The following is a 22,315-nucleotide window of genomic DNA, read 5'->3' on the forward strand; positions in this document are numbered from 1 at the left end:
TTCTAAAGTTTTTTCTTTAAAATCTCATTAACTAATTGAGGATTTGCTTTTCCACCAGAAACTTTCATTACTTGTCCAACAAAGAAACCAAATAATTTAACTTTACCTGATTTATATTCGGTAGCTTTATCTCTGTTATCATCAATAACCTTATCTATCAGCGCCTCAAGTGCTTTTGGATCACTCTCTTGTTTTAAACCTTTTTCTTCAACAATTTTTTTAGGATCCTGGTCGCCTTTCATCATTTGTTCAAATACTGTTTTTGCAATTTTTCCTGAAATTGTTCCATCTTTAATCAAATTTATTAACTTTGATAAATTGCCTGCACTTATAGGGCTTTCAGTTATTTCTAAATTTTTTTCATTTAACGCTGCAAATAATTCACCAATTATCCAATTTGTTGCAAGTTTTACATCAGATTTTTTAATTACATTTTCAAAGTAATTGGATGTTTCAATATCGGAAACTAAAATGTTAGCTTCGTAAGGAGATAACTTGAATTTTTCTATAAATCTTTTTTTCTTTTCATCTGGCAACTCTGGAATTTCTGATTTTAAGTTTTCAATAAAATCATCTGAAACTTCTAATGGCAATAAGTCTGGATCTGGAAAATATCTATAATCATGTGCATCTTCTTTTGATCTCATTGATCTAGTTTCATTCTTTTTAGTATCAAAAAGCCTTGTTTCTTGATCAATCGTTTGACCATCCTCAATTAAATCAACTTGTCTATTAGCTTCGTATTCAATTGCCATCTGCATGAATTTTATTGAGTTAACATTTTTGATCTCACAACGGGTTCCAAACTCTTTTGAACCTTTTTTTCTAACAGATACATTTACATCGGCTCTTAAAGATCCTTCCTGCATGTTTCCATCACAGGTGCCTAAATATCTCATTATAGATCTTAATTTTTTAATATATGCATTTACTTCATCTGGGGACCTTAGGTCAGGTTTACTTACAATTTCCATTAAAGCCACACCTGATCTATTTAAATCTACAAAAGTATTTTTAGGATCTAAATCATGAATGCTTTTACCGGCATCTTGCTCCAAGTGTAATCTTTCAATACCTACCTCTTTTTGACCATCTGGCATATCAAGTATTACTTTACCCTCACCTACAATTGGATCTTTGAATTGTGAGATTTGATATCCCTGAGGTAAGTCTGCATAAAAATAATTTTTTCTATCAAAGACAGATCTCTTATTGATTTTAGCTTTTAAACCAATTCCTGTTTTGATAGCTTGTTTTACGCAATATTCGTTTATTACTGGCAGCATTCCTGGAAATGCTGCATCAACTAAACTTACTTGAGTATTTGGCTCAGCTCCAAATTTGGTCGCTGATGTTGAGAATAATTTCGACTGCGATGTAACTTGTGCATGAACTTCTAAACCAATGACAACTTCATATTGATTATCATGTCTATTAATTAGATATTCAGATTTGTTCTTACTCACTTAATCCACCAATCAGTAATATTATTTTTAAAATTAATTTTTTCTTCCATAGCATATGCAATGTTTAAAATATTTTGTTCATCAAAAGCTTTGCCAATTATCTGTAATCCTAATGGATATCCTTTAGCATCATGGCCTGCAGGTATGGAAATTCCAGGTAAACCTGCTAAATTTACAGGAACAGTAAAAATATCATTTAAATACATTGAAACCGGATCATTTGTTTTTTCACCAATTTTAAAAGCTGAACTTGGAGTGGATGGGGTTAGAATTGCATCAACTTTTTTATAAGCATCATCAAAATCATTTTTAATAAGTTTTCTTACCTTTTGTGCTTTAAGATAATAAGCATCATAATATCCTGAAGATAAAACATAAGTTCCAATCATTATTCTTCTTTGAACCTCAGCACCAAATCCTTCAGATCTAGTTTTTTCATACATATCAATAAGATTTTCTCCTTCAGCTCTAAAACCGTATTTAACACCGTCGTATCTAGCCAAATTAGATGAGGCCTCTGCTGGTGCTACTATGTAATAAGTTGGAAGTGCATAATTAGTGTGTGGTAGAGATATATCGATAATCTCAGCACCACAATCTTTTGCATATTCAATACCTTTTTTCCATAGGTCTTCTATTTCTTTAGGCATGCCATCTACTCTATATTCTTTGGGTATTCCTATTTTTTTACCTTTAATATCTTTTGTTAATTCTTTGCTGTACTCGTTTCTTTTAAAGTCTATTGATGTAGAATCTTTTTCATCATAAGTGCTAATAACTTCCTGCAACAACGCACAATCTTTAACATTTTGTGCCATTGGACCAGCTTGATCTAGGGATGATGCAAATGCTACAATTCCGTATCTAGAGCAACTACCATAAGTAGGTTTTAATCCAACAGTTCCAGTAAATGAAGCAGGCTGTCTTATAGATCCACCTGTATCTGTTCCAATAGTTATTGGTGTTAATTGAGCTGCTACAGCAGAAGACGATCCACCTGAAGAACCTCCTGGAACTAAATTCTTATCAATTGGGTTTTGTACATTACCAAAAAAACTAGTTTCATTAGATGAACCCATTGCAAATTCATCACAATTTAATTTCCCCATTAGGATAGCTCCTTCATTCCAAATGTTTTGTGTAACTGTCGACTCATAGGTTGGAACAAAGTTATTTAAAATCTTACTACCTGCCGTAGTTCTTAAATCTTTTGTACAAAATAAATCTTTTACAGCCATTGGGATGCCAGGCAATTTAAGATCGAGATTAGGTTTTTCATCAAACTTTTTTGCTTTATTTAAAGCATTTGCATAATCTTCAGTTATATATGTATTTAATTCTTTTGATTTTTCTGATCTTTCAACAAATGCTTTAGTAACTTCATTAGAGGAAAGTTTTTTACTTTTTATATTTTCTACTAACTCAGATAATGATTGTTTAGTTATATCTGACATTATTCAATTACCTTTGGTACTACAAAATAATCTTCATTTTCCTTAGGAGAATTTTTTATCACTTGATCTCTTAAGTTTTTAATTTTTACCTCATCTGATCTTAGTTTTAGAGTTGTTTCAGCAACAGAAGTTAATGGTTCAACATTGTCAGTTTTTAATTCGTTAAGTTTTTCAATAAAATCGAAAATTGAATTTAAATCTCCTGCAAGTTTCTCTGCTTTTTTCTCATCTACAGAAATTCTTGATAGTTTAGATATATGCTTTATTGTTTTAAGATCGATGCTCATATGGTATTTAAATATGTCGCAAACTATCACTTAAGTTTAAAATATACAATATGATCACTATTGAAGAATTCAAAAAAAAACAGTCTGAAACCTCTAGATTGATTGGTTTAGATCTTGGTTCAAAAAGAATCGGTGTATCAATTTGTGATGAAAAACAGTCAATAGCCACACCTTTTAAAACGATCAATAAAACCAATAATGATGATCTAATCAACGCATTAAAAAAAATAATAGAGGAAAACAATATTAAAGGAATTATCATTGGATATCCAATTAACATGGATGGTTCATTAGGTCCTTCTGCTCAATCAGTAAGTGATGTATCTAAAAATATAGACCAAAATATTGATGTAGATGTTTGTCTTTGGGATGAAAGACTTTCAACTGTTGGCGCATTTAATCTATCCAGTCAGCTTGATGTTAATGTTTCTAAGCGTGAAAAAAACATAGATCAAAATGCAGCTGCATTTATTCTTCAAGGAGCTATAGATTATTTAAATAATTAATCCTTGCCATTTAGGGGCTTTATAGCTATAGAGTTAATTTTAATGGCAATTAAAACCAATAAAGCTATTAAAATCTCACAAAAACATCTGTTAGGTATCCAAGATTTATCAGTTAATGATATTAATTATATCCTTGATGAGTCAGAAGCTTTTATAAAATTAAATCAGAGTAAAAATAAAAAAATTGATGTGTTAAGAGGTAAAACACAAATAAACCTATTCTTTGAGCCATCAACTAGAACTCAAAGCTCATTTGAACTTGCTGGAAAAAGACTTGGTGCGGATGTTATGTCAATGAATATGGGTAACTCTGCAATTAAGAAGGGTGAAACTTTAATTGATACGGCAATGACTTTAAATGCAATGCATCCTGATATAATTGTTATCAGACATCAAGACTCTGGTGCCTGTAATCTATTATCTCAAAAAGTTAATTGTGTCGTATTAAATGCTGGTGATGGTAGACGTGAGCACCCTACCCAAGCATTATTAGATGCATTAACAATTAGAAATCGAAAAAAAAAAATTCAAGGATTAAGAATCGCTATTTGTGGAGATATACTTCATTCAAGAGTAGCTAGATCAAATATTTATCTTCTTACAATGTTAGGAGCTGAGGTTAACATAGTAGCTCCATCTAATCTGATGCCAAAAGAAATTGAAAAATTTGGTGTAAACACTTTTACTGATATGAAAAAAGGTCTCAAAGATTGTGATATTGTGATGATGCTTAGATTGCAAAATGAAAGAATGACCAGTTCATATCTTTCATCTAATAGAGAGTACTACGAATATTACGGATTAACTCCTGACAAACTTGATCATGCGAAATCAGATGCTCTAATTATGCATCCTGGTCCAATGAATAGAGGAATTGAAATTGATACAAGATTAGCTGACGACATAAACAAGAGTGTAATTAAAGAACAAGTTGAATTAGGTGTTGCTGTAAGAATGGCATGTTTAAAAATATTTTGTGAATAAATGAAAAAACAATACTTTATAAATGCAAACATTATAGATCCTCATAATTCCATAAATGAAAATGGTGGATTAATAATTGGAGAAGACGGAAAGATAGAAGCAATAGGAAAAAAGGTAAATACAAATAATTTACCAACTAGAGAAAAGCCTACTGACTTAAAAGGTAAATATATATTTCCTGGCATAGTGGATATGAGAGTTTTTGTAGGCGAGCCAGGATATGAATATAAAGAAAATTTTAGAACTTTGAGTAATGCTGCATTGTCTGGTGGAGTAACTTCCGTAGTAACCATGCCAAATACAGATCCAATTATAGATAATGTCTCTATAGTAGATTTTTTGAAAAGAAGAGGACGTGATAAATCAAAAATAAATATCTTTCCTTGTGCCTCATTAACTCAAAACACTGATGGTACTAATATGACTGAATTTGGTTTACTAGCTAAAAAAGGAATTATTGCATTTACTGATGGAGTGAAAACAATTCAAAATACTAGACTTATGTCTAGAATTATGAATTCAGCTAAAGATTTGGGATGTCTTGTAATGCAACATGCTGAAGATTTTGATTTAGCTCAAAATGGAATGATTAATTCTGGTATTATTGCAACAAAACTAGGTTTATCAAGTATACCAGATATTGCTGAAAGAATTATAGTTGAAAGAGATCTTACTCTATTAGAAAAAACTAAATGTCGATATCATATATCTCAACTATCAGCAGGCAAATCTGTTGATATAATTAAAGAAAGAAAACAAAATGTTAAATTTACTTGCGGTGTATCAATAAATAATCTCTCATTAAATGAAAACGACATTGGAGATTTTAGAACTTTTTTAAAATTGTCACCTCCACTAAGAAGAGAAGAAGATCGAGAAGCTTTAGTTCAAGGATTAAAAGATAAAACTATTGATGTAATTGTTTCTGACCATAAACCTGAAGATGAAGAATCTAAAAGATTAACTTTTGCTCAAGCTGCAACAGGTGCATCTGGTATTGAAACATTATTGTCTTTAAGTTTAGAATTGTTTCATAATGGATCTGTAAAACTTGAAACTATCATTCAAGCATTAACATCCAACCCAGCAAAAATATTAAATATTAATAAAGGTAACTTGTCTATAGGTAATGATGCAGATTTTTGTATAGTAGATATCAATAAACCATGGATTGTAAAAAAAGAAAATTTAATCTCTAAATCTAAAAACACTTCAATTGAAGATAAGAAACTTCAAGGAAAAGTAACCAATACATTTGTAAAAGGTATAGAATTATTTAAAATATAAAAATGGAACTTTTTATAATAGGTATAATCTCGTACCTAATGGGATCAATTCCTTTTGGATTAATTTTAACTAAAATATTTTTAAAAAAAGATATTAGAGAAATCGGTTCTGGTAATATTGGCGCAACGAATGCTCTAAGAACTGGTAATAAACTAATTGGTTATTCGACACTAATACTTGATGTATTAAAAGCTGTAATACCTGTTCTATACGTAAAAATTAATTTCCCTGACGTAGTATATATATCAGCTTTATGTGCTTTTATAGGTCATGTGTTTCCTATTTGGTTAAAATTTAATGGTGGCAAAGGTGTAGCTACATATGTTGGGATACTTTTTTCTTTAAATATTATTTTTGGTTTAGTATTTGGTATTTGTTGGTTAATAATTTTTTTTATTTCTAAATATTCATCTTTAGCTTCGTTGATAGGGTCGCTTTCTATACCTGTTTATATTTTAATTTTGGGAGATTTAGAAAATGTATTTTTCTACGTAATAATGTTTATTTTAATATTTTTTACCCACAGAGAAAATATTAAACGCTTGAAAAATAAAGAAGAAACTAAGACAAAAATTTATTAATTTGACTATCAAACTCTTTTAAGTAGTTTGTTATTTTATGAATCTAGTCATAGTTGAAAGCCCTGCTAAAGCGAAAACAATTAATAAATATTTAGGTGATAACTATACCGTTTTAGCAAGCTATGGTCATATTAGAGACCTTCCTTCAAAAAATGGATCCGTTGATCCAGATCAAAATTTTAAAATGGAATGGGAAGTTGATAGCTTTTCAAAAAAATATCTTAAAGAAATTACAGATGCTGCAAAAGATTCTTCGAAAATAATTCTTGCTACTGACCCAGATCGTGAAGGAGAGGCTATAGCTTGGCATGTAAAAGAATATTTAGATGAAAAAAAACTTTTAAAAGATAAAGAAATTGAACGTGTAGTATTTAATGAAATAACAAAAAAAGCTGTAACACATGGTATTGAAAATCCAAGACAGATAGAGCCCTTATTAGTTGATGCATACATGGCTAGAAGAGCATTAGATTATTTGGTGGGATTTAACATATCACCAATACTGTGGACTAAATTACCTGGATCAAAATCAGCAGGTAGAGTTCAGTCTGTTGCACTGAAATTAATTACTGAAAGAGAACATGAAATTGAATTATTCAAACCTGAAGAGTTTTGGACTTTAAGTATTAATTTTCAGGATAAAAATAAAAGCAAGATTACAGCAAGTATTTCTCAACTTGATGGAGAAAAAATTGAAAAATTCTCTTTTAAAAATAAAGAAGAAATTGAGAAGGCAATTTCCAATATTAAGAACAAAAAATTTAACATAACTGACATTTCCTCAAAGGTTGTTAGCAGAAATCCCTCAGGACCCTTTACTACTTCAACACTTCAGCAAGTTGCTTCTAGTAGATTAGGTTTTGGTGCATCAAGAACAATGCAAATAGCACAAAAACTTTATCAAGGAATAGAAATTGAGGGAGATACAGTTGGGTTAATTACTTATATGAGAACGGATGGAACTAATTTATCAGCTGATGCTATCTCTGATTTTAGAAATTTTATTAAAAAAGAATATGGCAACGAATACTTGCCAGAAAATCCAAATAATTACTCAGGAAAAAAAGCAAAAAATGCTCAGGAAGCTCATGAAGCAATAAGACCAACTGATATTAATAGAAATCCAGACTCTATTAAAAAGTATTTAAGCTCTGACCAGCAAAAATTATATTCTTTAATTTGGTCTAGAGCTCTATCGTCTCAAATGGAAACAGCAAAATTTGACAGAAATACAATAACAATTGAATCTGAAGACGGTAAAACTATATGTAAATCAAGTGGATCTGTTTTGAAATTTGATGGATTTTTAAAAGTTTATTCAAATCAGAGCAAAGATGATGATGAGCAAATTTTACCTGAGATGTCAAAAGGACCAATTAATATAGAAGCTCTTATTGATGAACAACATTTTACCCAACCTCCCCCACGTTACTCTGAGGCGAGTTTGGTTAAAAAATTAGAAGAGTTAGGAATTGGAAGACCCTCAACTTATGCAAGTATCATTTCAACAATAGCAAATAGAGGTTATGCTGAAATAGTTAACAAAAGATTTTTTCCAACTGATAGAGGTAAATTAATTTCTGCGTTTTTAGAAAAACTATTTTCAAAGTATGTAGATTATAACTTTACAGCTGGACTAGAAGATCAGCTAGATGAAATAACTTCTGGAAAAGAGAGTTGGTTAAAAGTCTTAGAAATGTTTTGGAAAGATTTTAATAGTAATGTTTCAGAGGTAAAAGAAAAAAGAACTAGAGAGGTTTTAGATCTTTTAAATGAAAGTTTGGGAGCATTGATATTTGACACTGATAAAGAAGGAAAGATAGTTAGAAAATGTCAGTTATGTGACACAGGTTCCCTTAGTTTAAAAAATAGTTTTAGAGGAGGTGCATTTATTGGATGTTCAAATTATCCTGAATGTAAATTTACAAGACCATTATCAAAAACTAAAGCAGCTGCTCAGTCACAATTAGCAGAACCAAAATTTCTAGGAAAACATGAAAATGGGAATGATATTTTTTTAAAAAATGGGAGATTTGGTCCCTATCTTCAGTATGAAAAAGTTCTTGAAGAAAATATTAAAGAAGAAAAACCTAAAAAAAGAAAACAAACTAAAAAAAAGAAAACTGAAGTAAATGAATTATTGAAAAATGTGTCTATTCCAAAAGGTATTGAATTAGAAAGTATTGATTTAGATAAAGCAAAATTTCTATGTTCATTACCTAAATCATTGGGTATCAATCCAGAAAATCAAAAAGAAATCACTTTGAACACTGGTAGATTTGGACCATATCTAAAATGTGAAAATAAATCAGCTAGAATAGAAAATGTCGAAGAAATTTTTTCTATAGGTTTAAATAGAGCTATTACACTAATAGCTGAAGCAAAACCTGGGAGAATGTCTTCTTCTATCATAAAAGATTTGGGTGAACATCCTGAAGATAAAAAACCAGTCCGAATCATGAAAGGCCAATATGGACCATATATTAAATATAAATCTCTGAATGCAACAATACCAGAGGAAAAAGATCCAGTAGATTTAACAATGGAAGAGGCTCTTATACTAATTGAGAAAAGAAGAGAATACGATAGAAATAAAAAGACTAAAAAAAAGAAAAAAAAATGAAAAAAATATTGATAACTATAATAGTTTATTTGTTATCTTCTAGTGTTTCAATTGCTAAAGAAAATAATTGTTCGGGAATTAAAAAACTTTCAAAAGAATATCTAGAGTGTAAGGCTAAAAGTATTAAAGATAGTGCTAATAATGTAAATAATAAAATAAAAGAAGGTTCTGCTACCAAAACTGAACAAATAAAAGAAGGAACAAAAAAAATTTTTAATAATATTAAAAATAAAATTACCAAAAACTAAATTAAATATGAATTTTGAAAAAAAAATTGAAGAATTAAAAATTAAACTCCCGGAAGCTAAACCTCCTGTTGGATCGTATGTTGCAACAAAAATATCTGAAAATCTTTTATTTATATCTGGTCAAATCTCAATTGATGAAAATGGTGAGTTAATAAAAGGAAAAATTGGGAAAGATTTATCAGTAGAAGAAGGATATAAAGCAGCAGAAAGATGTGGTTTAAGTATTATATCGCAAGCAAAAGTAGCTTGCCATGGAGATCTTTCTAAAATTAAATCGTGTGTAAAATTAACAGGTTTTGTCAATTCAACTGATAACTTTACAGATCAACCAAAAATAATTAATGGAGCTTCTGATTTAATTGCTTCTGTTTTTGGTGAAGCAGGAATGCACACTAGAGCAGCAGTAAGTACAAATAGCTTACCACTTGGCGTGTCTGTTGAAGTTGATGCAATTTTTGAGTTAAATTAAATTATCTTCCGATACCAAAATATTTAAAACCTAATTTTTTAATTTTATTTGGTGAATAAATATTTCTCATATCGTAAATAATAAGTTTTTTATTTTTTGAAAATTTTTTGAAATTAATTGATTTAAAATCATTCCACTCTGTATGTATAATTACAATATCTGATCCTTTGATCGACTCTTGTATTGAATTAGAAAATTCAACATTTTTAAATTTTTTAAATTCTTTTTTTGATCCAGTAGGATCGTAATATTTAATTTTTGCACCTTTCTTGGATAAAAATGGGATTAATTTTAGGCTAGACGAGTCTCTCATATCATCAGTATTTGCTTTAAAAGTTACACCCAAAAAGGATACAACTTTATTTTTAATTTTATTATTTAAAATAAAACTAACTCTTTTGGATAATAAATCAGATCTTAAATCATTAGATCTGATAACGCTTTTTACGACTGATAAATTGGTTTTGAATTTATCAGCAGTTGAAACTAAAGCTTTGGTATCTTTTGGAAAACATGACCCACCGTATGCAGGTCCAGCTCTTAAAAATCTGCTACCAATTCTTTTATCTAGTCCAATTCCTATTGAGATATCCTCAATATTTATATCGGTTTTTTCACATAAATTTGATATTTCATTTATAAAGGTAATCTTTGTCGCTAAAAAAGCATTTGAAGCATATTTAATTAATTCAGCTGCTCTTCTTTTTGTAGAAAGAAATTTTGCACCTTTTGATATTAGTGGTGAATATAAACTTTTTAATATTCTCTGGGATTTACTATCATTTGATCCAACTACCACTCTATCTGGATAGATAAAATCTCTAATAGCCTCACCTTCTCTTAGAAATTCAGGATTAGATACTACTGAAAAAAATTTTTTATTTACTTTTTTAGATATAATTTTTTCAACCTCATCACCTGTTGTCACGGGCACAGTCGATTTATTGATTATAATTTTAAATTTTTTTATAGATTTAGATATTTCTCTTGCAGCAGTATATACTTGGCTTAAGTCAGCACTATTACTATTTTTTTTAGTTGGTGTTCCTACACATATAAAAACAATATCTGATTTTTTAACCGACTCTTTTAGGTTTGTTGAAAAATTCAGTCTTTTATTCTTATAGTTTTTTAAAACTAATTCTTCTAAACCAGGTTCGTAAATAGGAACAATACCCTTTTTTAAATTGTTAATTTTTTTAATGTCTTTATCAACACATATGACATCATTGCCTAAATCAGAAAAACAAACTCCACTTACTAAACCAACATAACCAGTACCAATCATACATAATTTCATATTTTTCCTATTTCTTTCGAGGAGTTGATGTAGCCTCTCATTGTTCCACAATCAAGATATTTACCTTCAAAATTATGAGCTATAAATTTTTCTTTATCATTTATTAATAGTTGAATTGCGTCAGTAATATGTATCTCTTTACCTTTACCAGGTTTAAGAGATCTAATTTTTTTAAAAATAGTTCGTGGTAATATATATCTTCCAATAACAGCATTATTTGATGGTGCCTTTTTTACTGATGGTTTTTCAACAACACCATCAATAACATAATTTCTTTTATCTAATTTTTTATTAATTTTATATATCCCCCATCTTGAAACGTTGTTTTTTTTTACTTTCATAGATGCCATTACTGAAGCTTGATATTTTTTATGAACCTTGATCATTGACTTAGAACAATTTTTTTTAATAATTAAATCATCTGGTAACAACATTAAAAAATATTTATTTTTAATATATTTTTTTGTCTTAAGGACGGCATCACCTGTGCCCTTTGGAATATTTTGAAAAACAAACTTAATTTTACTCTTATATTTAAGTATTTTTTTATACTCATTAATTAATCTAGGATCTTTTTTTTTTTTAATAATATTTTTATAAAATTGATCACTGTAAAAATATTTTTTAATCATTAATTTTTTAGTAGAGATAATAAAAACAATCTCTTTAATACCTGCATCAATGCATTCATCTAGAATATATTCAATTCCAGGTCTTCCATTGATGGGTAAAAGCTCTTTAGCAAAAACACTTGTTAAAGGTAGTAACCGAGTTCCAAGTCCAGCTAAAGGAATAATTGCTTGTTTAATCATTTAAATGTTTTACTTATTAAATATTTTTATACAAATGAAAATTTTATTAAACAATACGACATTATTTGAATCATTAAGGCCATTTAATGACCTGGGTTTTGTTCCTACTATGGGTGGAATACATAAAGGTCATTTATCACTAATAAATAAATCAAATAAACTTTGTAAAAAAACAATTGTAAGTATTTTTGTTAATCCAAAACAATTTAATAATAAAAAAGATTTAAAATCCTATCCACGAAATATCAAGAAAGATTTAAAAATTCTTAAAAAAAGCAAAAAAGTTGATTTTGTTTATCTTCCTAAATTTAAAGACATATACAAAGATAAAAAAAAATCAAAAATTACATTGCTAAAAAAAGATAAAATTTTGTGTGCTAAATTTAGAAAAGGTCATTTTGAAGGTGTTTTAGATGTAATGAATAAACTAACTAAAATTGTAAAACCTAAGAAGATATTTATGGGAGAAAAAGATTTTCAACAACTATATTTGGTAAAAAAAGAATTGGAAAAAAAATATAAAACTAAGGTTATTCCTTGCAAAACAATTCGAGATAAGGATAATGTAGCTCTCTCATCAAGAAATCTTCTTTTAAATAAATCTAATTTAATCATCGCAGCAAGGATTTATGAAACATTAGTAGATATTAAAAAAAATACTAAAAATAAGAAAAATATTCCAAGCTTTTTAAATCTTAAAAAAAAAGAATTAAAAAATAATTATAAAATTAAAATTGATTATTTAGAGCTAAGAAATATAAAAAACTTAAAACTTTCAAATACAAAAAATAATTCAAGATTGTTTATTGCTTATTATTTAAAAAACGTCAGATTAATAGATAACCTATAATTTTATAAAAAATATGCTCCTACGCCTAAAAAAGAAACAAAACCAATTACATCTGTAATTGTTGTCACAAAGACACTTGAGGCAATCGCTGGGTCGATATTCATTTTTTTTAGGGTAAAAGGAACCAGTATGCCAAATAATCCGGCTATGATCATTGTTAGTACCATTGATATTGCTATGATCAGAGAAAGGATACTATCTTGAAACCATAGCTGAACAATAAAAGCACTTATTGCTGCAAATATAATTCCATTTAAAATACCAATAGAAAATTCTTTAAATACATTTGATGAGAAATTATTTTGAGTTAAATCATTTGTAGCTATAGTTCTTACTGTTACTGCAAGTGTTTGCATTCCAGCATTTCCTCCCATCGAAGCTACAATCGGCATTAAGAAAGCTAATACTACCATTTGTTCAATGGTTGCTCCAAATAAACTAATACACCATGTTGCTAGAAAGGCAGTAAATAAATTAAGTAAAAGCCAATTGAATCTTCTCTTTGTTTTTTTTACAACTCCATCAGTAATTTCTTCATCTCCTACCCCTGCTAATCTTAAAGCATCTTCCTCGGCTTCCTCTTTCAAGACTGTTAAAACGTCATCGTTCATAATCATACCAACTAATTTATTGTTTTTGTCTACAACAGCAGCTGAATTCAAATTATAATTTTCAAATAAGTTAGCAACTTCCTCTTTATCCATTTCTACAGGAATTAATAATTGAGATTCTGACATAATTGTTGCCATTTTAGTATCTCTAGGTGTTGTTAAAACTCTAGAGGAAGGAACAGTTCCTATTGGTTTGAAATCTTCATTAACAATAAAAATTTCTAAAAACTCTTCTGGTAAATCTTTGTTTTCTCTTAAATAGTCAATTGTTTGACCTACAGACCAATTACTTGGTATAGCTGTAAATTCACGCTGCATAAGTCTAGCAGCAGTATCCTCTGGATAGCTTAAGCTTTCTAGTAGAGCAAATCTATCTTTAGGTGGTAAAGAGCTAAGGATTGCATTTTTATCCTCTTCAGGAACATTTTCCAATATAGATATAGCATCGTCTGACTCTAAACCCTTTAGAATACTAACTATAGAATCTGAAGATAAATATGTAATAATTTCCGATTGAATAGACTCATTCAATTCAACAAAAACGTCCGGATCAATATTAAAATTATTTAATTTAATTAAACTTTCTCTATCCCCTTCGCTAAGGTGCTCAATAATATCCGCAGCATCAGCAGGGTGCATTTCGTTAAATGAATTAGTAATAAATTGAGCGTCATTGTTAGCTATTTTGCTGGTAACAACTCTTATATATTCTTTATTAAATTCAAAATTTACTTTTTTATCTTTAGTTTTTTTAGTTAAAGACATAAATCTACCTATAATTTAGATTTGCACTATTAATACATAATAAAGATAATACAAATTATAAATGAACATAGAGATCAAAAAGTCAATAAAACCAGTAAATTATTTTGATGCTATTAATATATTAGAGTCAAGATTAAAGGATTTATATGAAAATAATGATCAAGAATTAATTTGGACTTTGGAGCATAATGAAGTTTTTACAGCAGGAACTTCTTATAAAGAGAATGAGATTATTGACAAATCCATTAAAATATTAGAAACGAATAGAGGTGGTAAAATTACTTACCATGGACCAGGTCAATTAATTTGCTATTTTGTTTTAGATTTAAGGAAAAAAAAAGATATCAGAAAATTTATAACAACTATTGAAAAAACAATAATTCAAACTTTAAAATTTTATAAAATAGAAACTTTTCCAGATAAAGATAATATCGGTATATGGTATAAATATAATAATGAAGTCAAAAAAATCGCTGCTATAGGTATCAGAGTTAGCAAATGGATTGCCTATCATGGTTTTGCAATAAATATAAATAATGATCTAGAAAAATATAAAAAAATTATACCATGTGGTATTTCAGACAAAGGAGTAACTAATTTAAAAAATATTTTAGATCAGGATTACTCAAATTTAAGTGATATATTAGTTAAAAATTTTATTTCAAACTTGAAAATCTAAGTCTTTTAGATTTTAAAAGTTTTTTAAAGTAATCAGGCAACAAAGCTGAATAAGTATGTTTTATATCATTAATTTTAAATTTAATTTGATATGAATGTAACATTAAATTTTTATTAATTCCTTTATTAGAATTTGATAATTTATATTTTGTATCTCCAAATATGGGATTTCCAATTGCATATAATTGTTTTCTTAACTGGTGTTTTCGTCCAGTAATGGGTTTTAATTCTAATAAACTTGCTTCAGAATTTTTATCAATAACTGTAAAAATTGTTTTTGCTTTTTCAATTATTTTTTTATCACCGTCGTACCTAATTAAATCATTATCCCATACACCAGATTTTTTATTAATTTCTCCTTGACATATAGCTAAATAGGTTTTGTGTACTTTTCTTAGTCTAAATAAAGAAGTAAGTAGTTGAGCGCTCTCTCTATTTTTAGCCATAATAAAAACTCCAGAAGTATCTTTGTCTAATCTATGGACAGAATATGGTTTTGTTCCTTCAAAAATTTCACTTTTAGCAAAAATATCAACTAGATTTTTTTTTGATTTAGTTCCACCTTGAACCGATATGCCTGATGCTTTGTTTAAAACTACAAAATTGTCATTGTTGTCAATAATTTGATCTTCATTTGATTTTATAATTTCTTTTGATGGTAAAAACTTAATTTTTTTGTGTTGAATTGTTTCTTTAAATTCAATGTTGAATATATTTATTTCATCTTTTGTTTTTACTTTAAAAGAACTTTTAACTTTCTTTCTATTGAGTTTTATTTTTCCTGTTCTTAAGTATTTCTCCACAAGTCCTTGTGGAATTTTGCCAATTTTTAATCTTAACCATCTGTCCAAACGCATATCATTACACGTTGAATCAACGATGTAAGATTTCTTCATGATTTAAGATTTAAGCTGTAGCTTGTTTTTTCTCTTCCGTTTTAGGAGATTCTTTGTTTGTATCTTTTTTTGGCTTATCAACTCTTTTTGCTTCAACGTCTCTATCAACAAACTCAATTATTGCCATTGGAGCATTATCCCCATATCTAAATCCAGCTTTAATTATTCTTGTGTAACCACCTTTTCTATTCTGATATCTTTTAGAAAGTGTTTTTTTAACTTTATTAGCTGATTTAATATCTTGTAGTTTAGAAACTAACATTTTAGTTGTCTGTAAAGTTTCTTTTTTACCTAATGTTATTATTTTATCTGCTTGAGGTTTTAAAAATTTTGCTTTTGGCAAAGTAGTTTTAATCTGCTCATACTTAATTAAAGAATTAAGCATATTTTTAAGTAGAGCTTTTCTGTGCTCCGATGTTCTATTTAACTTCTTATTTGCCAAACCATGTCTCATTAAATTGCTTCCTCCAATTTCTTAGACATTTCTGCAATGTTATCAGGTGGCCAGTTGGGTATTTCCATACCTAAATACAAAGACATTCCTGTTAAAACTTCTTTGATCTCATTAAGTGATTTTCTTCCAAAATTGGGTGTTCTCAACATTTCACCTTCAGATTTTTGTACTAAATCACCAATATAAATTATATTATCATTTTTTAAGCAGTTCATTGATCTTACAGACAACTCCAATTCATCTACTTTTCTTAATAAGTTTTTATTGAATTCAGGCTCTGATGAAACCTCTTTTACAGGAGCTTCAACTGGCTCATCAAAATTTATGAACATCTTAAGCTGATCTTGGAAAATTCTAGCTGAATAAGCAACAGCATCCTCAGCAGAAATTGATCCATTCGTTTCAACTTCCATAATTAATTTATCATAATCTAATGCTTTACCTTCTCTAGCGGTGCTTACTGAATATGAAACTTTTTTGACTGGGCTATAAAGTGAGTCAATAGCGATAAGACCTAACGGCGGTTCTTCAGGTTTATTTAGCTCTGCAGGAACATATCCTTTACCTGTATTTACATTCATCTCCATATGAAAAGTAGTATTTTCATCTAGGTTACAAATAACTAGATCTGGATTTAAAATTTCAACATCTGCAACTGGAGCTATGTCTGAAGCTTTTATTTCTCCTGGACCTTTTGCATCTAAAATTAATTTTTTTGTACCTTCAGAATTACTTTTTAATGCTAAAGATTTCACGTTTAATACTATATCAGTAACATCTTCTCTAACACCTTTTATTGAAGTGAATTCGTGTAATACTCCATCAATTTGAATAGATGTTACAGCCGCACCTCTTATTGATGATAATAAAATTCTTCTCAGAGAGTTTCCCAAAGTTAAACCATAACCTTTTTCTAAAGGCTCTGCTATAATCTTAGCATGTGTTAAGTCATCACTTATTTGAACATCTAATTTAGATGGCTTAATTAATGACTTCCAATTTTTTACATTAACATTTTCGACTTCCATTAAACTCTCCTTTTCTTTGGTGGTCTAGTTCCATTATGAGGCATAGGTGTAGTATCTTTAATTGACAAAATCTTAAATCCTCTTGCCTGTAGTGCTCTTAAAGCTGTTTCTCTTCCTGATCCAGGTCCTTTAACCTCAACAGATAAAGTTTTCATTCCATATTCAAGTGCTTTAGAAGCTGCTGAATCTGCTGCTATCTGAGCAGCATAAGGAGTTGATTTTCTTGATCCCTTAAATCCTTTCTGACCTGCGGACGCCCATGAAATTACATTTCCATTTGTATCTGCAATAGAAACAATTGTATTATTAAATGTTGATTGAACATAAGCAATTCCATTTAAAACATTTTTCTTAACCTTCTTCTTTTTTGAATAAGAACTTTTTAAACTTTTTTTTGAGGACTTTTCAATTTTCTGATCTTTATTTTCAACTTTATCAGCTTTAGTCATAACTATTTTTTAGTTGGTGTTAATTTTTTTCCAGCGATGGCGATTGCTTTTCCTTTTCTTGTTCTTGCATTACATCTAGTTCTCTGTCCTCTAACAGGTAATTTTTTTCGATGTCTTGTACCTCTGTAACAAGCTAAATCAACTAATCTTTTAATACTTAATGAATAATCTCTTCTTAAATCACCTTCTACTTTGAAATTTTGATCAATGTACTCTCTAATCTTTAGTATCTCATCATCAGTTAATTCATTTACTCTTTTGGCCTTTGGGATTGCTAAAGATGAACAAATTTGATTAGAGAATTTATCACCAATACCGTAGATATAAGTCAAACCTATGTGAACAAGCTTATTTTGTGGAATGTTTATACCTGCGATACGAGCCATAATTTTCGTGATAAATTGTGCCTTTTATATAAGAAGATTAATCAAAGTCAACGTATTATACATTGATAAAAGTGTCTATTTTCCTTGTTATTTCGTCTATTTCTAAACTCCCGTCAATCTCCTTAAAATTTGGATTTTCAGAGTAGAATTTTAGAACCGGTTGCGTTGTTTCCATGTACTTTTCATACCTACGAACAAGAGTATTTGAGTCATCATCAGATCTTTTTTCTATAATTCTTCTCTTCTCAACTCTTTTCATAATTATTTCCTTTTTTACATTTAGAAATAAAATTAAATCTATAATCTGATTTGAATTCTTTAGTAATTTATCTAAATTTTTAGCCTGACTTAATGATCGAGGATATCCATCAAAGATTAATTTATTCTTTTTTTGAGGGTCAGATACTAATTTTTCTATAAGTTTATTTACAATATCATCACTTATAAATTTTCCATTTTTCATATCATTAGTTATAACTTTACCAATTTCTGAATTTTTTTTTACTTCTTCTCTTAAAAGATCGCCAGTTGAAATTTGAAAAGCATTCAATTTATTTACTAAATATTTAGACTGAGTACCTTTTCCAGCACCAGGAGGTCCAAATAAAATTATATTCACTTATTTACCAAATTTAGTTTTTTTAATTAATTGTTCGTACTGGGAACTCATTAATCTTGTTTGAATTTGAGTAACAGTATCAATAGCAACCACAACTACGATTAAAATGGAAGCACCACCTAAGTAAAAAGGAATCGGATAATTTGCAATTAGAAATTCTGGCATTAAGCAAACCAAAGTTAAATAGAGAGCTCCAATCGTTGTTAATTTCGTCAATATATTTTCGATATAAAGAGCTGTGCTTTCACCTGGTCTTATTCCTGGAACAAAACCACCGTGCTTTCTAAGATTTTCAGCAGTTTCAGTTGGGTTAAAGGTTATAGAAGTATAAAAAAATGTAAAAAATATAATTCCTGATGCATACAACAGCATATAAAGAGGTTGTCCCTGAGTAAAATAAGAGCTCAAGTTTAAAAATGTTTCATTATTAGAAAATGAAAAATTTGAGAATGTAACTGGTAGTAATAGAAGTGCAGAAGCAAAAATTGCAGGAATTACTCCAGCTTGATTTATTTTTAATGGTAAATGTGATGTTTCTCCACCATACATTTTGTTTCCCATTTGTCTTTTTGGATAATTAATAAGAATTTTTCTTAATGCCCTTTCCATAAAAACTACAAAAAGAATTGTAACTATTAATAAAACAAAAATAGCTAGGATCATAAATGTTGAAACTGCACCCGTTCTACCTAATTCAAAAGTTGTAACCAAAGCTCTTGGAATTTCTGCTACAATACCAGCAAAAATTATTAATGAAATACCGTTACCAATACCTCTTTGTGTAATTTGTTCACCCAACCACATTAAAAATATTGTTCCTGCAACAATGGTTGTAACAGTTGTTATTTTAAAAAAAGCCCCTGGATTAATTACTAAATCAGCAGATGACTCTAAGCCAACAGATAGACCATATCCTTGAACTGTTGCAAGTAAAACTGTTCCATATCTTGTAATTTGTGTAATTTTAGCTCTACCTGTTTCACCTTGAGCTTTTAAATTTTTAAAATAGTCAGAAACCCCTGTTAAAAGTTGAACTATAATTGCTGAAGAAATGTAAGGCATTATACCTAATGCAAATATTGCCATTCTACTAACTGCACCTCCTGCAAAAACATTAAACATGCCTAGCAATCCTTTTTGATTACCATCCATCATTATTTTCAATTGTTCTGGGTCTATTCCTGGTAAAGGTACAAAAGTTCCAAATCTATAAACGGCTAATATTAAAATAGTAAATATAATTCTATTTCTTAAATCATTTGTTGATGATGACGCGCTCATATAAACAAACTATTTTTTTAATTGAATAGATCCACCAATTTTTTCTAGTTTTTCTATTGCTGATTTAGAGGCTAGGTCAGCTTCAATATTAATTTTATTTTTTACTTCCCCAGAACCTAAAATTTTTAATTTTTTTGAGTTTTTATTTATTAATTTAAGTTTTTTTAATAATTCTGAGTTTAATACTTCATTTGGATTAATATTTTTTTTGTCAATATAAGATTGAATTTTATCTAAATTTAGAATTGCAACATTCTCTTTTGATATTGGGTTGAAACCTCTTTTTGGAAGTCTTCTGTATAACGGCATTTGCCCACCTTCAAAACTTTTTATAGCAACCCCAGATCTAGATTTTTGACCTTTAACACCTCTACCTGATGTTTTTCCTTTACCCGAACCAATTCCTCTTCCAACTCTTATTTTGGATTTATTGATTTTTTCTCTATTATTTAAAGTAATCATTATCCTCTTTTTTCAATTATTTCTGAAATTTTTTTATTTCTAATTGCTGATATTTGTTTTGGTGAACTTTGTTTCATTAATGCTTTCATTGTAGCTCTAATAACATTATGCGCATTAGAAGTTCCCATAGATTTTGCAACAATATCTTTTACTCCTAAAACTTCACATACTGCCCTAACAGGACCACCTGCAATAATACCTGTTCCTTTAGAAGCGGCTCTTAGCACTATTCTTCCTGAACCATCTTTTGCCTTAACGTCATGATGTATTGTTCTGCCTTCTCTTAATGGTATGTGCGTAAGTTTTCTTCTTGCCATCTCATTTGCTTTTTTAATTGCATCTGGTACTTGCTTAGCTTTTGCGTGAGCTATACCGATTTTACCTGCTTGATTTCCAACAACTACAAGCGCTGAAAATCCAAACCTTCTTCCACCTTTAACAACCTTGGTAATACGATTTATGTGGACTAATTTTTCTAATATATCGTCTGTTTTTTTATCTTTTAAATTTTCCATATTTAAAATTCCATTCCGTTTTCTCTTAGTGTTTCTGCAAAAACTTTAATTCTTCCATGATATTTGTAAGAACCTCTATCAAAATAAATTTTGGTAATTTTTTTCTCTTGAGCTTTTTTAGCTAATTTTTGAGCAACCAATTTAGATAATTCTGTTTTGTTAACTTTATCGCCTGATTTAAGATCTTTTTCTATAGATGAAGCTGACAATAAAGTTATTTTTTTTGTATCATCTATTATTTGAGCTGAAATATTTTTTGATGATCTAGAAATACTTAATCTAAATCTATCTTTTGAAGCAACTTTTTTAACTTTATTGCTCACTCTAAATCTTTTTCTAATACTAGTATTTAATTTCATTACTTTTTCTTACCTTCTTTTTTAAGAACATATTGTCCTTTTTCTCGAACACCTTTACCTTTATAAGGTTCGATTTTTCTTAATGTTTTAATTTTAGATGCAACTTCACCTACTAGCTGCTTATCAGAGCCTGTGATTTTTAATGTTGTTTGTTTTTCAACAGCAATTTTAATGCCGTCTGGTATATCAAAATTAATATCATGGCTATAACCCAATTGTAAATTTAACTGATTTCCTTTTAACGCTGCTCTATAACCAACACCAACTAATTCTAAAGTTTTTTCATATCCTGTGCTAGAACCAATAACAGCGTTATTAATTAAACTTCTATTCATACCCCAAAGTCTTTTTGAGTTTTGATCTACTTTTTTTGGTTTAATAGAAATTTCTTTTCCTTCAATGATGTCTAAATTAAACATGTCGAGATCAACATTGATTGATTTTTTCCCTAGAGGCCCCTCTATATTTATAATATTTCCAGCTAAAGCAACTTTTACTTTTTCAGGGATCGATATGTTTATTTTACCTATTTTAGACATTAAAATACCTTACAAATTATTTCGCCACCAACTTTTTGTTTTCTAGCGTCTATATCAGTCATTACTCCTTTTGGAGTTGAAACAATAGCAATTCCTAAACCATTATTTATTTTAGGTAAGCTATCGGCAGATGAAAAAATTCTTCTTCCTGGTTTGGATACTCTTTCAAAAGCACTAATTACTGGATTACCTGAATGATACTTAAGTTCTAATGATAGTATTGGTTTTTTTTCTTCAGAACTTACTTTAAAATCTTTTATAAAACCCTCATTTTTTAGTATATCTGCAATTTTTGTTTTGAAATTAGATGAAGGTAACTCTACTTTTTTATGATTTCTAGCTTGAGCGTTCTTTACTCTTGCAATCATATCTCCTATTGGGTCACTTAAACTCATAATTTTCCTTT

27 protein-coding genes are annotated in these 22,315 nt (G+C 28.9%); 9 read left to right on the plus strand and 18 right to left on the minus strand.

Annotation, left to right across the window (positions count from 1 at the left end; translation table 11 throughout):
• Window positions 1-2 precede the first annotated feature (2 nt).
• Genes gatB through gatC form a run of 3 tightly spaced genes read right to left on the minus strand, consistent with a single transcriptional unit; the run spans window position 3 to window position 3,207 of the window.
• Window positions 3-1,466: an Asp-tRNA(Asn)/Glu-tRNA(Gln) amidotransferase subunit GatB gene (gene gatB, locus ACTT9X_RS03555; RefSeq protein ID WP_440934307.1), complete on the minus strand. Its 1,464-nt coding sequence runs from the start codon at window positions 1,464-1,466 to the stop codon at window positions 3-5.
• On the minus strand, window positions 1,463-2,920 hold the full coding sequence (gatA, locus tag ACTT9X_RS03560) for an Asp-tRNA(Asn)/Glu-tRNA(Gln) amidotransferase subunit GatA (protein ID WP_440934308.1): 1,458 nt from the start codon (window positions 2,918-2,920) through the stop codon (window positions 1,463-1,465). The genes gatB and gatA overlap by 4 nt, the downstream gene beginning before the upstream one ends.
• Window positions 2,920-3,207, minus strand: coding sequence for an Asp-tRNA(Asn)/Glu-tRNA(Gln) amidotransferase subunit GatC (gene gatC, locus ACTT9X_RS03565; protein WP_440934309.1), 288 nt, complete (start codon window positions 3,205-3,207; stop codon window positions 2,920-2,922). Before gatC ends, gatA begins: the two co-directional genes overlap by 1 nt.
• A gap of 50 nt (window positions 3,208-3,257) precedes the next feature.
• On the opposite strand from gatC, the gene ruvX reads away from it, so the two are divergent.
• The 7 genes from ruvX to ACTT9X_RS03600 are packed head-to-tail and all read left to right on the plus strand — an operon-like array spanning window position 3,258 to window position 9,905.
• Window positions 3,258-3,713, plus strand: a complete 456-nt coding sequence (gene ruvX / locus ACTT9X_RS03570; RefSeq protein WP_440934310.1) for a Holliday junction resolvase RuvX — start codon at window positions 3,258-3,260, stop codon at window positions 3,711-3,713.
• 42 nt (window positions 3,714-3,755) lie between these two features.
• Window positions 3,756-4,697 carry an aspartate carbamoyltransferase catalytic subunit gene (locus tag ACTT9X_RS03575; protein ID WP_440934311.1) on the plus strand — a complete coding sequence of 314 codons (942 nt, stop codon included), beginning with the start codon at window positions 3,756-3,758 and terminating at the stop codon, window positions 4,695-4,697.
• Window positions 4,698-5,984: a dihydroorotase gene (gene pyrC, locus ACTT9X_RS03580; RefSeq protein WP_440934312.1), complete on the plus strand. Its 1,287-nt coding sequence runs from the start codon at window positions 4,698-4,700 to the stop codon at window positions 5,982-5,984. It begins immediately after the preceding gene.
• 2 nt (window positions 5,985-5,986) lie between these two features.
• Window positions 5,987-6,565: a glycerol-3-phosphate 1-O-acyltransferase PlsY gene (gene plsY, locus ACTT9X_RS03585; protein ID WP_440934313.1), complete on the plus strand. Its 579-nt coding sequence runs from the start codon at window positions 5,987-5,989 to the stop codon at window positions 6,563-6,565.
• 37 nt (window positions 6,566-6,602) lie between these two features.
• Complete coding sequence (gene topA, locus ACTT9X_RS03590) at window positions 6,603-9,188, plus strand: type I DNA topoisomerase (protein ID WP_440934314.1); 2,586 nt, start codon at window positions 6,603-6,605, stop codon at window positions 9,186-9,188.
• Window positions 9,185-9,436 carry a hypothetical protein gene (locus ACTT9X_RS03595; protein WP_440934315.1) on the plus strand — a complete coding sequence of 84 codons (252 nt, stop codon included), beginning with the start codon at window positions 9,185-9,187 and terminating at the stop codon, window positions 9,434-9,436. Before topA ends, ACTT9X_RS03595 begins: the two co-directional genes overlap by 4 nt.
• Window positions 9,437-9,443: 7 nt before the next feature.
• Window positions 9,444-9,905 (plus strand): RidA family protein, encoded by a 462-nt coding sequence (locus ACTT9X_RS03600; protein WP_440934316.1) that lies wholly within the window; start codon window positions 9,444-9,446, stop codon window positions 9,903-9,905.
• Between the two features lies 1 nt (window position 9,906).
• On the opposite strand, the gene ACTT9X_RS03605 is transcribed toward ACTT9X_RS03600, so the two are convergent.
• Both ACTT9X_RS03605 and ACTT9X_RS03610 read right to left on the minus strand, forming a co-directional pair.
• Window positions 9,907-11,205, minus strand: a complete 1,299-nt coding sequence (locus tag ACTT9X_RS03605; RefSeq protein ID WP_440934317.1) for a UDP-glucose dehydrogenase family protein — start codon at window positions 11,203-11,205, stop codon at window positions 9,907-9,909.
• Window positions 11,202-12,017 carry a sugar phosphate nucleotidyltransferase gene (locus tag ACTT9X_RS03610; RefSeq protein WP_440934318.1) on the minus strand — a complete coding sequence of 272 codons (816 nt, stop codon included), beginning with the start codon at window positions 12,015-12,017 and terminating at the stop codon, window positions 11,202-11,204. Before ACTT9X_RS03610 ends, ACTT9X_RS03605 begins: the two co-directional genes overlap by 4 nt.
• 4 nt (window positions 12,018-12,021) lie before the next feature.
• Between ACTT9X_RS03610 and panC the strand changes: the two genes are divergently transcribed.
• A complete protein-coding gene (gene panC / locus ACTT9X_RS03615; RefSeq protein WP_440934319.1) occupies window positions 12,022-12,867 on the plus strand; it encodes a pantoate--beta-alanine ligase in 846 nt (281 codons plus the stop codon).
• A 2-nt stretch (window positions 12,868-12,869) separates the two neighbouring features.
• Here panC and mgtE read toward each other — a convergent pair whose 3' ends face one another.
• Window positions 12,870-14,243 carry a magnesium transporter gene (mgtE, locus tag ACTT9X_RS03620; RefSeq protein ID WP_440934320.1) on the minus strand — a complete coding sequence of 458 codons (1,374 nt, stop codon included), beginning with the start codon at window positions 14,241-14,243 and terminating at the stop codon, window positions 12,870-12,872.
• Window positions 14,244-14,304: 61 nt separating this feature from the next.
• Here mgtE and lipB point away from each other — a divergent pair, with 61 nt between their 5' ends.
• Window positions 14,305-14,922, plus strand: coding sequence for a lipoyl(octanoyl) transferase LipB (gene lipB / locus ACTT9X_RS03625; protein ID WP_440934321.1), 618 nt, complete (start codon window positions 14,305-14,307; stop codon window positions 14,920-14,922).
• Here lipB and ACTT9X_RS03630 read toward each other — a convergent pair.
• Genes ACTT9X_RS03630 through rpsH form a run of 12 tightly spaced genes read right to left on the minus strand, consistent with a single transcriptional unit; the run spans window position 14,900 to window position 22,304 of the window.
• Complete coding sequence (locus ACTT9X_RS03630; protein ID WP_440934322.1) at window positions 14,900-15,817, minus strand: RluA family pseudouridine synthase; 918 nt, start codon at window positions 15,815-15,817, stop codon at window positions 14,900-14,902. The two genes, lipB and ACTT9X_RS03630, sit on opposite strands and share 23 nt — an antisense overlap.
• A 10-nt stretch (window positions 15,818-15,827) precedes the next feature.
• Complete coding sequence (gene rplQ, locus ACTT9X_RS03635) at window positions 15,828-16,271, minus strand: 50S ribosomal protein L17 (protein WP_440934323.1); 444 nt, start codon at window positions 16,269-16,271, stop codon at window positions 15,828-15,830.
• The gene (locus ACTT9X_RS03640) at window positions 16,271-17,299 is read right to left on the minus strand and encodes a DNA-directed RNA polymerase subunit alpha (protein ID WP_440934324.1); all 1,029 of its coding nucleotides are present in this window, start codon (window positions 17,297-17,299) and stop codon (window positions 16,271-16,273) included. The genes rplQ and ACTT9X_RS03640 overlap by 1 nt, the downstream gene beginning before the upstream one ends.
• Window positions 17,299-17,748 (minus strand): 30S ribosomal protein S11, encoded by a 450-nt coding sequence (rpsK, locus tag ACTT9X_RS03645; RefSeq protein ID WP_440934325.1) that lies wholly within the window; start codon window positions 17,746-17,748, stop codon window positions 17,299-17,301. Before rpsK ends, ACTT9X_RS03640 begins: the two co-directional genes overlap by 1 nt.
• Before the next feature lie 2 nt (window positions 17,749-17,750).
• Window positions 17,751-18,134: a 30S ribosomal protein S13 gene (gene rpsM, locus ACTT9X_RS03650; RefSeq protein ID WP_440934326.1), complete on the minus strand. Its 384-nt coding sequence runs from the start codon at window positions 18,132-18,134 to the stop codon at window positions 17,751-17,753.
• 55 nt (window positions 18,135-18,189) lie between these two features.
• Window positions 18,190-18,753 carry an adenylate kinase gene (locus ACTT9X_RS03655; RefSeq protein WP_440934327.1) on the minus strand — a complete coding sequence of 188 codons (564 nt, stop codon included), beginning with the start codon at window positions 18,751-18,753 and terminating at the stop codon, window positions 18,190-18,192.
• A complete protein-coding gene (gene secY, locus ACTT9X_RS03660) occupies window positions 18,754-20,034 on the minus strand; it encodes a preprotein translocase subunit SecY (RefSeq protein ID WP_440934328.1) in 1,281 nt (426 codons plus the stop codon). It abuts the gene before it with no gap.
• A 9-nt stretch (window positions 20,035-20,043) separates the two neighbouring features.
• Window positions 20,044-20,496 (minus strand): 50S ribosomal protein L15, encoded by a 453-nt coding sequence (rplO, locus tag ACTT9X_RS03665; RefSeq protein WP_440934329.1) that lies wholly within the window; start codon window positions 20,494-20,496, stop codon window positions 20,044-20,046.
• Window positions 20,496-21,011: a 30S ribosomal protein S5 gene (gene rpsE / locus ACTT9X_RS03670; RefSeq protein WP_023853717.1), complete on the minus strand. Its 516-nt coding sequence runs from the start codon at window positions 21,009-21,011 to the stop codon at window positions 20,496-20,498. Before rpsE ends, rplO begins: the two co-directional genes overlap by 1 nt.
• A gap of 2 nt (window positions 21,012-21,013) precedes the next feature.
• Complete coding sequence (gene rplR / locus ACTT9X_RS03675) at window positions 21,014-21,370, minus strand: 50S ribosomal protein L18 (protein WP_440934330.1); 357 nt, start codon at window positions 21,368-21,370, stop codon at window positions 21,014-21,016.
• Complete coding sequence (rplF, locus tag ACTT9X_RS03680) at window positions 21,370-21,909, minus strand: 50S ribosomal protein L6 (RefSeq protein ID WP_440934331.1); 540 nt, start codon at window positions 21,907-21,909, stop codon at window positions 21,370-21,372. Before rplF ends, rplR begins: the two co-directional genes overlap by 1 nt.
• Window positions 21,909-22,304 carry a 30S ribosomal protein S8 gene (gene rpsH, locus ACTT9X_RS03685; protein ID WP_075485249.1) on the minus strand — a complete coding sequence of 132 codons (396 nt, stop codon included), beginning with the start codon at window positions 22,302-22,304 and terminating at the stop codon, window positions 21,909-21,911. Before rpsH ends, rplF begins: the two co-directional genes overlap by 1 nt.
• Window positions 22,305-22,315 lie beyond the last annotated feature (11 nt).

The sequence above is a fragment of the Candidatus Pelagibacter sp. genome (genome assembly GCF_052049855.1).
In the GTDB taxonomy this organism is placed as follows: domain Bacteria; phylum Pseudomonadota; class Alphaproteobacteria; order Pelagibacterales; family Pelagibacteraceae; genus Pelagibacter.